This window comes from Pseudomonas sp. GW821-FHT04C07, assembly GCF_059420325.1.
In genome coordinates this window covers 40,884-53,233 of sequence record NZ_JBWKTM010000011.1, presented here as the reverse complement: position 1 = coordinate 53,233, position 12,350 = coordinate 40,884, and the positions used below count along the sequence as shown (strand labels likewise).

At 55.7% G+C, this 12,350-nt stretch carries 13 protein-coding genes and 3 tRNA genes; 12 read left to right on the top strand and 4 right to left on the bottom strand.

The features are described 5' to 3' along the window. Positions 1-73 precede the first annotated feature (73 nt). Positions 74-583, top strand: coding sequence for a DUF1993 domain-containing protein (locus AC07UI_RS19965; RefSeq protein WP_494994121.1), 510 nt, complete (start codon positions 74-76; stop codon positions 581-583). A gap of 270 nt (positions 584-853) precedes the next feature. Next, positions 854-2,008 (top strand): MFS transporter, encoded by a 1,155-nt coding sequence (locus AC07UI_RS19960; RefSeq protein WP_494994120.1) that lies wholly within the window; start codon positions 854-856, stop codon positions 2,006-2,008. Positions 2,009-2,012: 4 nt separating this feature from the next. On the opposite strand, the gene nhaR is transcribed toward AC07UI_RS19960, so the two are convergent. Then, positions 2,013-2,918, bottom strand: a complete 906-nt coding sequence (gene nhaR / locus AC07UI_RS19955) for a transcriptional activator NhaR (RefSeq protein WP_494994119.1) — start codon at positions 2,916-2,918, stop codon at positions 2,013-2,015. Between the two features lie 131 nt (positions 2,919-3,049). Here nhaR and AC07UI_RS19950 point away from each other — a divergent pair, with 131 nt between their 5' ends. Together AC07UI_RS19950 and AC07UI_RS19945 are read left to right on the top strand one after the other, a co-directional pair. Next, a complete protein-coding gene (locus AC07UI_RS19950; protein WP_494994118.1) occupies positions 3,050-3,304 on the top strand; it encodes a hypothetical protein in 255 nt (84 codons plus the stop codon). A 29-nt stretch (positions 3,305-3,333) separates the two neighbouring features. Next, entirely contained in the window at positions 3,334-4,083 is a 750-nt protein-coding gene (locus tag AC07UI_RS19945; RefSeq protein ID WP_494994117.1) for a TerC family protein, read from the top strand. Between the two features lie 86 nt (positions 4,084-4,169). Here the strand turns inward: AC07UI_RS19945 and AC07UI_RS19940 are convergent, their stop codons facing one another. Beyond that, complete coding sequence (locus AC07UI_RS19940; RefSeq protein ID WP_494994116.1) at positions 4,170-4,340, bottom strand: hypothetical protein; 171 nt, start codon at positions 4,338-4,340, stop codon at positions 4,170-4,172. Between the two features lie 167 nt (positions 4,341-4,507). Between AC07UI_RS19940 and AC07UI_RS19935 the strand changes: the two genes are divergently transcribed. Continuing rightward, the gene (locus AC07UI_RS19935) at positions 4,508-5,239 is read left to right on the top strand and encodes a PA2778 family cysteine peptidase (protein WP_494994115.1); all 732 of its coding nucleotides are present in this window, start codon (positions 4,508-4,510) and stop codon (positions 5,237-5,239) included. 91 nt (positions 5,240-5,330) lie between these two features. Here AC07UI_RS19935 and pbpG read toward each other — a convergent pair whose 3' ends face one another. Then, on the bottom strand, positions 5,331-6,269 hold the full coding sequence (gene pbpG / locus AC07UI_RS19930) for a D-alanyl-D-alanine endopeptidase (RefSeq protein ID WP_494994114.1): 939 nt from the start codon (positions 6,267-6,269) through the stop codon (positions 5,331-5,333). A 169-nt stretch (positions 6,270-6,438) separates the two neighbouring features. Here pbpG and AC07UI_RS19925 point away from each other — a divergent pair, with 169 nt between their 5' ends. After that, entirely contained in the window at positions 6,439-6,669 is a 231-nt protein-coding gene (locus tag AC07UI_RS19925; RefSeq protein ID WP_494994295.1) for a hypothetical protein, read from the top strand. 87 nt (positions 6,670-6,756) lie between these two features. Here the strand turns inward: AC07UI_RS19925 and folD are convergent, their stop codons facing one another. Continuing rightward, positions 6,757-7,611, bottom strand: coding sequence for a bifunctional methylenetetrahydrofolate dehydrogenase/methenyltetrahydrofolate cyclohydrolase FolD (gene folD / locus AC07UI_RS19920; RefSeq protein WP_494994113.1), 855 nt, complete (start codon positions 7,609-7,611; stop codon positions 6,757-6,759). 280 nt (positions 7,612-7,891) lie between these two features. Here folD and AC07UI_RS19915 point away from each other — a divergent pair. From AC07UI_RS19915 to clpX, 6 genes are all read left to right on the top strand, one after another. After that, positions 7,892-7,968: transfer RNA gene (locus tag AC07UI_RS19915), tRNA-Arg, on the top strand. Positions 7,969-8,008: 40 nt separating this feature from the next. Beyond that, a tRNA-His gene (locus tag AC07UI_RS19910) sits at positions 8,009-8,084 on the top strand. Positions 8,085-8,140: 56 nt separating this feature from the next. After that, positions 8,141-8,225, top strand: a tRNA-Leu gene (locus tag AC07UI_RS19905). Positions 8,226-8,647: 422 nt separating this feature from the next. Continuing rightward, the gene (gene tig / locus AC07UI_RS19900) at positions 8,648-9,958 is read left to right on the top strand and encodes a trigger factor (RefSeq protein ID WP_494994112.1); all 1,311 of its coding nucleotides are present in this window, start codon (positions 8,648-8,650) and stop codon (positions 9,956-9,958) included. A 91-nt stretch (positions 9,959-10,049) separates the two neighbouring features. Then, complete coding sequence (gene clpP, locus AC07UI_RS19895) at positions 10,050-10,691, top strand: ATP-dependent Clp endopeptidase proteolytic subunit ClpP (protein WP_489072213.1); 642 nt, start codon at positions 10,050-10,052, stop codon at positions 10,689-10,691. Positions 10,692-10,797: 106 nt separating this feature from the next. Then, a complete protein-coding gene (gene clpX, locus AC07UI_RS19890) occupies positions 10,798-12,081 on the top strand; it encodes an ATP-dependent Clp protease ATP-binding subunit ClpX (protein ID WP_494994111.1) in 1,284 nt (427 codons plus the stop codon). Positions 12,082-12,350 lie beyond the last annotated feature (269 nt).

Below are 12,350 nucleotides of genomic sequence, written 5' to 3'. Positions count from 1 at the left end.
CAAGCCGCCAGAGCGCCCAAGCATGTCTATAATCGCGTCACGTTCACCTCCCGCCACAACCTGCGAGATTGTCATGACTATTTCCCTGTACGCCGCTTCCATCCCGGTTTTCAAGCAAATGCTCAACGCCTTGAGCGACGTTCTGAGCAAGGCCGAAGCCCACGCCACGGCAAAGAACATCGAGCCAAATGCCTTCCTGCAAGCGCGCCTGTACCCCGACATGTTCCCGCTGGTGCGTCAGGTGCAAATCGCCGTTGATTTCGCCAAAGGCGTTTCCGCGCGTCTGGCCGAGGTTGAGTTGCCGAAGTACGACGACACCGAAACCACGTTCGCTGAGCTGCAAGCGCTGATCAGCAAAGTCCTGGCATTCATCGACGGCATCAAACCGGCGCAAATCGATGGCAAGGAAGGGATCGAGATCATCACCCGTCAAGGCACGCCGAAAGAGAAGCGCTTCAGTGGCCAGGCTTATCTGCTGACCTACGGCCTGCCGCAGTTCTTCTTCCACGTCACCACCACCTACGCGATCCTGCGTCACAACGGTGTTGAAATCGGCAAACGCGATTACATGGGCGCGTTCTAAACCGCAAAGACAAAAAAGCCCGGAAAGGTTCGTCTGAACCTTTCCGGGCTTTTCTTATGTTGCTGGGGCAGGACTCAGGCTTTTGGCTCAATGCGCTTGTTTTTTTCCTGGACCAGGCACCGATAACGGCCTGCCGCCCGGGTGTTCAAGGTGATAGGTCAGGTTCGCGTAACCGCTGTCGGAAACACTCTGTTAAGATCCGCCATCCTCTTTTTTCATATCCAGTGAGCCCTTGGGCTATCGCTGGCGTCGTCGTTTGCGGAGTAATGCATGTTGTTGCCCATCCTTCTGTTGTCAGCCGCCGGTTTTACCGTGCTGACCACAGAATTCATCATTGTTGGCCTGTTGCCATCCATCGCTCGCGACCTGGATGTCAGCGTCTCCCAGGCCGGTTTACTGGTGACCTTGTTCGCTTTTACCGTGGCCGCGTTCGGGCCGTTCTTGACCGCATACTTCGCGCGCTTTGAGCGCAGGCGGCTGTTTATCAGTGTGCTGATCATGTTTGGCCTGGCCAATACCCTGGCGGCAGTGGCGCCGAACATAGGTGTAATGGCGCTGGCGCGGTTGATTCCGGCGCTGGGTTTGCCAGTGTTCTGGGCCTTGGCCAGCGAGACGGCTGTGGACATCGTCGGGCCGGATTACGCCGGGCGCGCCATCGCGAAAATCGGTTTTGGAATCGTCTGCGCGACCGTCTTCGGGATTCCGGTCGGCACTTTGATTTCCGATGCATTCGGCTGGCGCAGTGCGTTTGCCATTCTGGCGGTGGTGGCGTTTGCCAAGGCATTGCTGCTGTTTATCTATCTGCCAAAGACGCAGTTGCATGAAAAACAGGTGAGCCTGCATTCACAGTTCAAAATTCTGCGCAGTCCGTTGATGCAGGGCCATGTGCTGCTGTCGATCCTGGTCTTCAGTGGCATGTTCACCGCTTACACCTACCTGGCCGACATCCTGGAGCGACTTGCCGGTTTCAACGGCACTGTGGTCGGCTGGTGCCTGATGGGCTTCGGTGCGGTGGGGTTGATCGGTAACTCACTGGGCGGACGCATGGTCGATCGCCATCCACTGATCGCCTCGATGGTGTTCTGTGCCTTCATGATCGGCGGCATGGTGGCGCTGGTGCCAAGCATTCATTCGACGGTTGGGTTGGCGGCTGCCATGGGCATATGGGGTGTCACCCAGGCAGCGTTGTTCCTCGTCAGCCATGTCCGCTTGATGAAGGTCGCACCACAGGCGCCGGCCTTCGCCGCGTCGCTGAATATCGCCGGGGCCAACCTGGGCATTGGGCTGGGTGCGATGGTTGGCGGCCGGGTGATCGATACGTTGGGGCTGGCCAGTCTCGGTTTTGCAGCGGCGGGCTTCATCGTGCTGTCGATCCTGCTGGCGCTGTTGTTGATGACCGCCAAAACCCGCGCGGTTTGCGCCTGAATCCTCAGGTGTCAATCGCGGTAAACAGCTCGCGTCGGGCGCCTTCGGTAATGGCGACAATGCCGGGGTGCTTGACCTTGCGCTCCACCGAAATGGCGTAGAACGACTCGGTTACCGCATCGGTCTGGCCAATCAACTCCACGCCATACTGGCGTTTCACTTCGTCGGCAATCACGCTCGGGCCAATGAATATCCCGCTGCCGGATTGGCCAAAGGCCTGCATCAAGGCGCTGTCATCAAACTCACCAACGATGCGTGGCTGGATCTGCTGTTCGGCGAACCAGCGCAACAACCGACTGCGCACCACGGTTTCTTGCCCGGGAATCAGCAGTGGGGCGCCGTGCAAACCCCGAGGGAAGTCTTTCCCATATCGTTCAGCCAGGGCGCTGGTGGCAAAGAAACTGATCCCGCATTCACCGAGTTTCTGGCTGTAGCCTTTGATGTCGAGATGTGACGGCATCGGGCTGTCGGAAATCACCAGGTCCAGACGCTGGATGGCCAGGTCGGCAAGCAGCCGTTCGAGTTTGTCTTCACGGCAGGTGATGTGGATCGGCTCGCTCAGCTCCATGGTCGGCGCGATGAGGCGGTAGACGATTGACTTGGGTACTACGTCAGCAACCCCGACCCGGAACTGAATCTGTTGTTCATTGGGCTGGGCTCTTAGCATCGCCTCCAGCTCACCGCCGAGCTGGAACATCTGCTCGGCGTAGGGCAGGGTCTGGCGCCCGGCTTCGGTCAGCTCAAGCTGTCGCCCGACCCGGCGAAACAACTCGATCCCGTAGGTCTGTTCGAGCAGGCTGATTTGCCCACTGATGGTCTGTGGCGTCAGGTTCAGCTGCTCACACGCCCGAACGATGCTGCCGGTCTTGGCCACGACCCAGAAGTAATGCAGTTGCCGATAATTGAGCATGGGGGATTAAGTTCGTAAAAACCGAAGTATAGCTGCTAAAAATACGAATTTTCCTGAAGTATTTGCCTCCTTAGAATGCAGCGCTATGGACAGGCCATCATCTTGGGTCTGTATGTTCTATCGAGGAACTCATGAAGAAACTCCAATCCATTGGCGCCGCTAGTCTGCTGGCGCTCTCGGTATTTGCGCTCAGTGGCTGCGACCAGGTCGAGAAAAGTGCCCGGCAACTGATGGGCAAAGCGACCGAGAGCGCCAGACAAGCCATCGACGACACCCACAAAGCTGCGGAGCAGGCACTGAGTGATGCGACTCAGGGCTTGATCAGTAACAAGAAAAAGCCCGCTGATGACGGCGAGCAACGCGAAAAGTCGTCGCAGGAAATCTAACCCTTCGAACACCGATTCAGGACTGACCCATGGAATATCTTTTACAACTCGCCGTCAGCCCCACCGCCTGGGTGGCCTTGGCTACCTTGATCGTTATGGAAATCGTGCTTGGCATCGACAACCTGATCTTCATCTCGATCTTGACCAACAAGCTGCCTGAGCAGCACCGGGCCAAAGCGCGGCGCATCGGCATCAGCATGGCATTGGTTCTGCGTCTGGGCCTGCTCAGCACCATTGCGTTTATCGTGCAGTTGACCGAACCGGTCATCGATGTGTTCGGCCAGGTGTTCTCCTGGAAAGACATGATCCTGATTGCCGGTGGTCTGTTCCTGCTCTGGAAAGCGACGACAGAGATCCACCACAGCATGGACCCGGAGCCGCAAGAGACGGCATCCGCGACCTCCGGTGTATCGATTGGTTTTGCCGCGGCGATCGGTCAGATCCTGATGTTGGACATGGTCTTTTCGATTGATAGCATCATTACCGCCGTTGGCATGACCGAGCACTTGCCGATCATGATCATTGCCGTAGTGGTCTCGGTGCTGGTGATGTTGCTGGCGGCCGAGCCCCTGGCGAAGTTCATCAACGACAACCCGACTGTGGTGATGTTGGCTCTGGGCTTCCTGATCATGATCGGTATGACTTTGATTGCCGAAGGCTTCGGCGCTCATGTACCGAAAGGCTACGTCTACGCGGCCATGGCGTTCTCGGCGACGATTGAAGGTTTGAATATGCTGTCGCGCCGCGCTCGCCAGAAGCGGGTTGCGGTTGAGGCCTGAGTAGCGCAAATAGCAAACGGTCGTCTGTGCTCGAAAGGGCACGGCGACCGTTTTCTTTTACTTTTTTTGGGGGGGGCGGATTTCAGTCAGTGCGCGGTAGCGGTGCGACCGGCAGTTTTTTCGGTCTTCGCAATGGGGGTCGGCTGGATGTGTGGGTGATGGTGTCTGCGAGTAACGCGCAGCACGCCCCAGAGCATCGCGGCGGCAACGGCCAGCCAGCCAAAGATCAGCATGATGATTGTCGTTGTCAGGCTCATAAGTGCCTCCTTTTAGCCCTGCTTGGGGCGCACACTCTTTGCTATGGACAGTCTAGTCGCTGATGTGTTTCAAGCTATTGACCAAAGGTCGAGAGACACCAGCCAGTTCGCTCTATCGGGCGCAATAAACTGCCGTTCAAGGCTATACCGTCGCCCAAGACGGCCCTATGATCGAGGGCCAAGCCGGGAGCGTGTTCGCCTGGCGCCTGACCAAGAGAGTGATGATGTTGCGGGTATTTCCTCGATTTCGATCTGCGCTGCTGATCGGTGCTTGTGTTCTGAGCCTGGCCGGTTGCGCCGGGAGCGTGCAGCCAGAGATCCAGCGTTTGCCGGAGCGCGTCGAGCTTAACGGCGTGCCGTTTTTTCGTAGCGAGCTGTATCAGAGTGGGCCCAGTGCTTTGGCCAGCATGCTGTCCCAGCAAGGTATCGTGATCACGCCGGGCTTGTTGGATAAACCACTTCATTTACCGGGCGGTGAAGCCGGACTGCAGCAGAATATGCAGGCCCTGGCGCGCGAGTACGGCATGGTGGTCTATCCGCTCGACAATAATCTTCCCGCGTTGTTGACCCAGGTTGCGGCAGGTTACCCGGTGCTGGTGCGTTTCACCGAAGGCTCGGCGTTCTGGTCGGAGCCAAGGTACGCCGTGCTCGCGGGCTACAACCGTCATAAGCAGACAGTTTTGCTCCGCGCGGGGATGAACCGCCGTTTGCTGATCGACTTCAAGTCTTTTGAATCTTCTTGGGAGAATGCTGGCAGTTGGGCTGTGCTGATCCAGGGGCCGACCCAGATACCCGCCAAGGTTGACCAGCAACGCTGGCTCAAAGCCGCTAATGAGTTGGCTCAGACCGGCCAGGAGCAGGCCGCGGCGAGAGCAACCCAAGCAGTGGGCGCGCACTGATTCAGGGGATAAAAAACGGCGCTCTTGAGCGCCGTTTGTTGTGAAGGCCCTGACATGACGTTCAGGGCTTTTTCATTAGGTTTCCCAAGGGTTAATCAGCACTCTGCGCTACACCACCATGACGGTTCTTGAGGTTCTTTTCAGCTTTGTAACGTACGGCAACTTCCGGCACGGAACCGCTTTTTCCGGTTTCGACCCAGTTTCGGATACGGGTGGCGTCGGCGAAATGCGTGTATTTGCCAAAGGCATCAAGAATCACCAGGGCGACCTGGCGATCGCCCATAACGGTCACCAATACCAGGCAGTGACCGGCCTGGTTGGTAAAGCCGGTCTTGGTCAACTTGATGTCCCAGCTGGCCTTGTTGATCAAGTGATCGGTGTTATGAAAGCCTAAGGTGTAGTTCGGCTTGCGGAAAGCCACGGTCTTTTCCTTGGTGGTGCTCAGCTCCCTCAACATCGGATATTTGCGGGCGGCTTCCAGCAGCTTGCTCAAGTCGCGGGCAGTGGATACGTTATGGATCGATAGGCCTGTGGGTTCGACGTAATGGGTGCTGGTCATGCCCAGCGCTTTGGCTTTGGCGTTCATCGCAGCGATAAACGCCGCATAACCACCTGGATAGTGATGGGCCAGGCTGGCGGCTGCACGGTTTTCCGAGGACATCAGCGCGATCAGCAGCATTTCTCTGCGGCTGAGTTCACTGTTGAGTTTGACGCGAGAAAACACACCTTTCATTTCCGGGGTGTCGCTGATCGACACGGAAATGTATTCGTCCATCGACTGCTTGGCATCCAGAACGACCATGCCAGTCATCAGCTTGGTGACTGAAGCGATCGGCACGATGACGTCCGGGTTGCTCGAATAGATGACTTTATTAGTCTGCAGGTCGACCAGTATCGCGCTACCGGATGCGATGTGCAGATGGGAAGTGTCTCGGGGCGCCGCGATGGTTTCACGAGCGTTAACGCTCGGCGTGATGAAAGTGCCTGTAAATGCGAAAACCAGGCTCAGGATCGAAATACGAATTTTCACGCGGGTGGACTCGTTAAAAGATGGATATGCCGTTGTGTAACGGGGCTTTCTCGAAAAACGTTACATTTTATGAGTATGGTCGAAGAACTGTCGATTGTTCTTCGGCAGCCAGTCGAAAACCTTAAAAAAATAAAAAAAACGGGGGGTATCCCTGACACGGGATGCTCCATTGCCGAGGTATCTAAACGATTTCCGTGGTGTGCGGGATATCCTGCCAAGCTGGTGCATTTGCGGGCGGCGGATCGTCATCGTTCATGAGTTGCGCAAGCTGGCCAATGGCTTGATTGACGAGCTGGAAAGCGGTCGTTCTGATCGAGCAATCATGATGGATCTGGAAAAACGTTTGCAGAAACTGGCGCACCGTGCGCAGCTTAATGCAGCACGGGCAGAGCGGGCTTAACGATTTAAGGGTGTTTCAAGGCGCTAAAACGAAGAACCCCGCCAAGTGGCGGGGTTCTTTGTTCAAGTCTTTAAGTAATACCTGAACTTAGCTGTGCAGCGTTTCTGCCGCGTACAGTGTGTTTTCCAGCAGGCAGGCGCGAGTCATCGGGCCAACCCCCCCTGGAACTGGCGTGATCCAGCCAGCGCGGGGCAGGGCGGTTTCATAAACTACATCGCCCACCAGCTTGCCGTCTTCCTGGCGGTTGATGCCAACATCGATGACGATCGCGCCTTCCTTGATCCACTCACCTTTGACCAGACCTGGCTTGCCAGCGGCTACAACCACCAGGTCAGCGCGGCCAACGTGGCCAGCCAGGTCCTTGGTGAAGCGGTGGGTGACGGTGACGGTGCAGCCGGCCAGCAGCAATTCCATCGCCATCGGACGCCCGACAATGTTGGAAGCGCCAACCACCACTGCATCCATCCCATAAAGGTCGGCGCCGGTGCTTTCCAGTAAGGTAATGATGCCTTTAGGTGTGCAAGGGCGAAGCAGTGGAATGCGTTGCGCCAGACGGCCGACGTTATAAGGGTGGAAACCATCCACGTCTTTGTCCGGGCGAATGCGCTCCAGCAGCCTGGAGGCATCCAGCTGTTCAGGAAGAGGGAGCTGAAGCAGGATGCCGTCGATCCTGGGGTCATCGTTCAGGCGATCGATCAGATCGGTCAGTGCTTCTTGAGTGGTGTCGGAGGGCAAGTCATAGGCTTGCGAAAGGAAGCCGACCTCTTCGCAGTCTTTACGCTTGTGCGAGACATAAACTTGAGAGGCGGGGTCGCTGCCGACCAGGATCACCGCGAGGCCAGGAGTGCGCAGGCCTTGCTGGCGACGCTCGGCGACACGTTTGGCGATCTGCTGGCGCAGGCTAGCGGCGATCGCTTTGCCGTCGATTAGTTGTGCAGTCATGACGCGTGATTAACCATCGAGAGGGGGAAGAAAAGAGAACGCATTCTCGCATGTCGTGACGTGAGGGCAAAGGCGCTTGGTCTGCAAATTCCCCTAACCCCTTTAATTAAATGAATTTTTTTCAAAAAAGAGTTGACGACCTTTCCGGTCGTCTATAACATTCGTCGCACTTGTCGGGCACAGCCTAGCACTGGTTAAGAAGGTTGAGTCGGGTTGCTGTTTAACTCGGTAAGACTGAAAGCACTTAGTTTGTAATCGTCCAAGAATACAGATTAACAAGGCGCCCGTAGCTCAGCTGGATAGAGCATCCGCCTTCTAAGCGGATGGTCGCAGGTTCGAGTCCTGCCGGGTGCGCCATTAGGCAGCTTTGGCACAAGTAACGCAACAAGGCAATATGGTGGGCGTAGCTCAGTTGGTAGAGCACGGGATTGTGACTCCCGTTGTCGAGGGTTCGATCCCCTTCGTCCACCCCATATTTAGAAAGGCGCCAGATTAATAATCTGGCGCCTTTGCTTTAAAAGCTTGATACGCGGACGTGGTGGAATTGGTAGACACACTGGATTTAGGTTCCAGCGCCGCAAGGTGTAAGAGTTCGAGTCTCTTCGTCCGCACCAATTAAGTAGCTATTTGATAGCAGATAACGGCGCAGCACCTGAAAAGGGCTGCGCCGTTTTCGTTTCAGAAGCGTGAATTTCCAGGATGGCTGCAGGCATTGGGCTGAAAGGGTGGCGAGTCATCGCCATTTTGTCGCTGGATGGTGCTGTGTTTGCCTGCCGTGTACCTTGTCGGTTCGGCTGCCAGGGATGTGCCCGCTGATTCCTTCTATATATAGAAGGGTTGGTGTAGAGGCCTTGGCGTGATTCGCTGTATTTGCTCTCAGGGCGAGGCGCAACCGTTTGTCCCCGCCTATAAATTGCCTGCTGCTTTTTTACCCGTTTTCAGTAGGGTGACTTCTTGAGTTTGACCCACTAGAATGCATGCCCTTGATTCTGGGGTCGGAAACGGCCGGCTAACGTCTGTGCAACGAGGAATATCCATGCAAGTTTCTGTTGAAAATACTTCTGCTCTTGAGCGCCGCATGAGCATCACCGTGCCAGCTGAGCGCATCGAGACCCAAGTCAACAAGCGTCTGCAGCAGACTGCCCAAAAGGCCAAAATTGCAGGCTTCCGTCCTGGCAAGGTGCCAATGAGCGTGATTCGTCAGCGTTACGAAGCTGATGCGCGCCAAGAGGCTGTGGGCGATGTGATCCAGGCTTCCTTCTACGAAGCTGTTGTCGAGCAGAAGCTGAACCCGGCTGGCGCTCCTTCCGTAGAGCCTAAAGTCCTGGAAAAGGGCAAGGACCTGGAATACGTAGCTACTTTCGAAGTGTTCCCTGAATTCACCGTTGCCGGCTTCGACTCCATCGCTGTCGAGCGCCTGAGCGCTGACGTGGCGGACGCCGATCTCGACAAGATGCTGGAAGTGCTGCGCAAGCAGAACATCCGTTTTGAGCAAGCCGATCGCGCTGCCCAGAACGAAGATCAGTTGAACATCGATTTCGTTGGCAAGGTCGACGGTGAAGTGTTCGCTGGTGGTTCTGCCAAGGGTACTCAGCTGGTTCTGGGTTCCGGCCGCATGATCCCTGGCTTCGAAGACGGTCTGGTTGGCGCTAAAGCTGGCGAAGAGCGCGTTCTGAACCTGACCTTCCCTGAGGACTATCAGAACCTGGACCTGGCCAGCAAGGCAGCAGAGTTCACCGTTACCGTGAACACTGTGTCCGAGCCGAAGCTGCCGGAATTGACCGAAGAATTCTTCGCTCAGTTCGGTATCAAGGAAGCGGGTATTGACGGTTTCCGCGCCGAAGTTCGCAAGAACATGGAGCGTGAACTGCGCCAGGCGATCAAATCCAAGGTCAAGAATCAGGTAATGGACGGTCTGCTGGCCACCAACCCGATCGAAGTGCCGAAGTCCCTGCTCGAGAATGAAGTGAACCGTCTGCGCGTTCAGGCCGTTCAGCAGTTCGGTGGCAACATCAAGCCTGATCAACTGCCGGCCGAGCTGTTCGAAGAACAAGCCAAGCGCCGCGTTGTGCTGGGTCTGATCGTTGCTGAAGTGGTCAAGCAATTCGACCTCAAGCCTGACGAAACCCGCGTTCGCGAGCTGATCCAGGAAATGGCTTCCGCTTATCAGGAGCCTGAGCAGGTTGTGGCCTGGTACTACAAGAACGACCAGCAGCTGAACGAAGTCCGTTCGGTTGTGCTGGAAGAACAAGTTGTGGATACTGTTCTGCAGAAAGCTAGCGTGACCGACAAATCGGTCTCTTACGAAGAAGCGGTCAAGCCGGTAGAAGCTCCACAAGCCGACTGATTTTTTCTTAGTTTGAAATACACACATAAGCCAGCCTTCGCGCTGGCTTATGCGTATTCAAGACATAACTATTTGGGAGTGACTGCCGGACATGTCCCGCAATTCTTATTATCAGCAGAGCTCTGACATCCAGGCCGCAGGCGGCCTGGTCCCGATGGTTATCGAGCAGTCTGCCCGTGGCGAACGTGCCTACGACATCTACTCGCGCCTTCTCAAGGAGCGGGTGATTTTCCTGATTGGTCCGGTAGAAGACTACATGGCCAACCTGGTTGCGGCGCAACTGCTGTTCCTTGAAGCGGAAAACCCGGACAAGGACATCCATCTTTACATCAACTCACCAGGCGGTTCGGTGACTGCGGGCATGTCGATCTACGACACCATGCAATTCATCAAGCCTGACGTTTCGACCATCTGCATCGGCCAGGCCTGCAGCATGGGTGCTTTCCTGCTCGCCGGTGGCGCTGCGGGCAAGCGTCACTGCCTGCCTAACTCGCGCATGATGATTCACCAGCCGTTGGGCGGCTTCCAGGGGCAAGCGTCGGATATCGACATCCATGCCAAGGAAATCCTCTCTATTCGTCATCGCTTGAACTCGTTGCTGGCCCATCACACCGGGCAAAGCCTCGAAACCGTCGAGCGTGATACCGAACGTGATAACTTCATGGGCGCGGAACGTGCGGCCGAATATGGCCTGATCGACTCCGTGATCACGAAGCGTCAAATGCCTGCCTAAGCAGCTCAAATGTAGGTGGTTGGGTTAACTGGCCACCTGCGGGCTTGAAAAAGCCTGCAATTGCCTTCATCTTGTGTTGCAAGCCTATCGGATTTGGATCGATCGAATGACTGACACCCGCAACGGCGAGGACAACGGCAAATTGCTCTATTGCTCCTTCTGTGGCAAAAGCCAGCATGAAGTACGCAAATTGATTGCCGGCCCCTCGGTCTTTATCTGCGACGAATGCGTCGACCTGTGCAATGACATCATCCGCGAGGAGGTGCAGGAAGCACAGGCTGAAAGCAGCGCGCATAAATTGCCTTCGCCTAAAGAAATCAGCAGCATCCTTGATCAGTATGTGATTGGTCAGGAGCGTGCGAAAAAGGTTTTGGCTGTAGCGGTGTACAACCACTACAAGCGCCTCAACCAGCGCGACAAAAAGAATGACGATGTCGAGCTCGGCAAAAGCAACATCTTGCTGATCGGCCCTACAGGCTCGGGTAAAACCCTGCTTGCAGAAACACTGGCTCGCTTGCTGAACGTGCCTTTCACCATCGCTGACGCCACCACCCTCACCGAGGCGGGTTATGTCGGTGAAGATGTTGAAAACATCATTCAGAAACTGCTGCAGAAGTGCGATTACGACGTAGAGAAAGCTCAAATGGGCATTGTCTATATCGATGAGATTGACAAGATCTCGCGTAAATCTGATAACCCTTCGATTACCCGGGACGTTTCCGGCGAAGGCGTACAGCAGGCGCTGCTTAAATTGATCGAAGGCACTGTCGCTTCCGTTCCGCCTCAAGGTGGTCGCAAGCATCCGCAGCAAGAGTTCCTTCAGGTCGATACGCGTAACATCCTGTTCATTTGCGGTGGTGCGTTCTCCGGGCTGGAAAAGGTGATTCAAAGCCGTTCTACCCGTGGTGGCATCGGCTTCAACGCTGAAGTGCGTAGCAAGGAAGAGGGTAAGAAGGTTGGTGAATCCCTGCGTGAAGTCGAGCCTGATGATTTGGTCAAGTTCGGTCTGATCCCTGAGTTCGTTGGTCGTCTACCGGTTCTGGCAACCCTGGACGAGCTCGACGAAGCTGCTTTGATGCAGATTCTCACCGAGCCGAAAAATGCTCTGACCAAGCAGTACGCCAAGCTGTTCGAGATGGAAGGCGTCGATCTTGAGTTCCGTACCGACGCTCTCAAGTCGGTGGCCAAGCGTGCGCTTGAGCGCAAGACCGGTGCTCGTGGATTGCGTTCGATCCTCGAAGGTGTGTTGCTGGACACTATGTATGAGATCCCCTCGCAATCCGAGGTGAGTAAAGTAGTGATCGACGAAAGCGTTATAGAAGGCAAGTCCAAGCCACTGTATCTCTATGAAAACAGTGAGCCGACAGCCAAGGCAGCGCCAGACGCTTAAGCGTCGCACTGCTGGATTTAAAGAAGGGGCCTTCGGGCCCCTTTGCTTTTGTTGTCTGTAGGAGCCGAGCTTGCTCGCGATGGACTCAAGGGTGGCGCGTTTATTCAGAAAGCACGCGTTATCGTTAACGTCCATCGCGAGCAATCCGGCTACTCTTACAGGTACAGGCAGGCTTTAAGTACTGTTTTGAGCTTGTTTTTTTTCAAGGCAGCCCCCATCTTGGTTTCAAGCTTACTCCCATCTGTTTACGGCCTTATGGCCGCCGTAGA

Excerpts from the sequence above, each read along its gene's own strand:
- tig (WP_494994112.1), top strand. The coding sequence starts at position 8,648 with ATGCAAGTTTCTGTTGAAAATACTTCTGCTCTTGAGCGCCGCATGAGC.
- nhaR (WP_494994119.1), bottom strand. The coding sequence starts at position 2,918 with ATGCTCAATTATCGGCAACTGCATTACTTCTGGGTCGTGGCCAAGACC.
- folD (WP_494994113.1), bottom strand. The coding sequence starts at position 7,611 with ATGACTGCACAACTAATCGACGGCAAAGCGATCGCCGCTAGCCTGCGC.
- AC07UI_RS19940 (WP_494994116.1), bottom strand. The coding sequence starts at position 4,340 with ATGAGCCTGACAACGACAATCATCATGCTGATCTTTGGCTGGCTGGCC.
- clpX (WP_494994111.1), top strand. The coding sequence starts at position 10,798 with ATGACTGACACCCGCAACGGCGAGGACAACGGCAAATTGCTCTATTGC.
- clpP (WP_489072213.1), top strand. The coding sequence starts at position 10,050 with ATGTCCCGCAATTCTTATTATCAGCAGAGCTCTGACATCCAGGCCGCA.
- AC07UI_RS19935 (WP_494994115.1), top strand. The coding sequence starts at position 4,508 with ATGATCGAGGGCCAAGCCGGGAGCGTGTTCGCCTGGCGCCTGACCAAG.
- AC07UI_RS19965 (WP_494994121.1), top strand. The coding sequence starts at position 74 with ATGACTATTTCCCTGTACGCCGCTTCCATCCCGGTTTTCAAGCAAATG.
- AC07UI_RS19945 (WP_494994117.1), top strand. The coding sequence starts at position 3,334 with ATGGAATATCTTTTACAACTCGCCGTCAGCCCCACCGCCTGGGTGGCC.
- AC07UI_RS19960 (WP_494994120.1), top strand. The coding sequence starts at position 854 with ATGTTGTTGCCCATCCTTCTGTTGTCAGCCGCCGGTTTTACCGTGCTG.
- AC07UI_RS19950 (WP_494994118.1), top strand. The coding sequence starts at position 3,050 with ATGAAGAAACTCCAATCCATTGGCGCCGCTAGTCTGCTGGCGCTCTCG.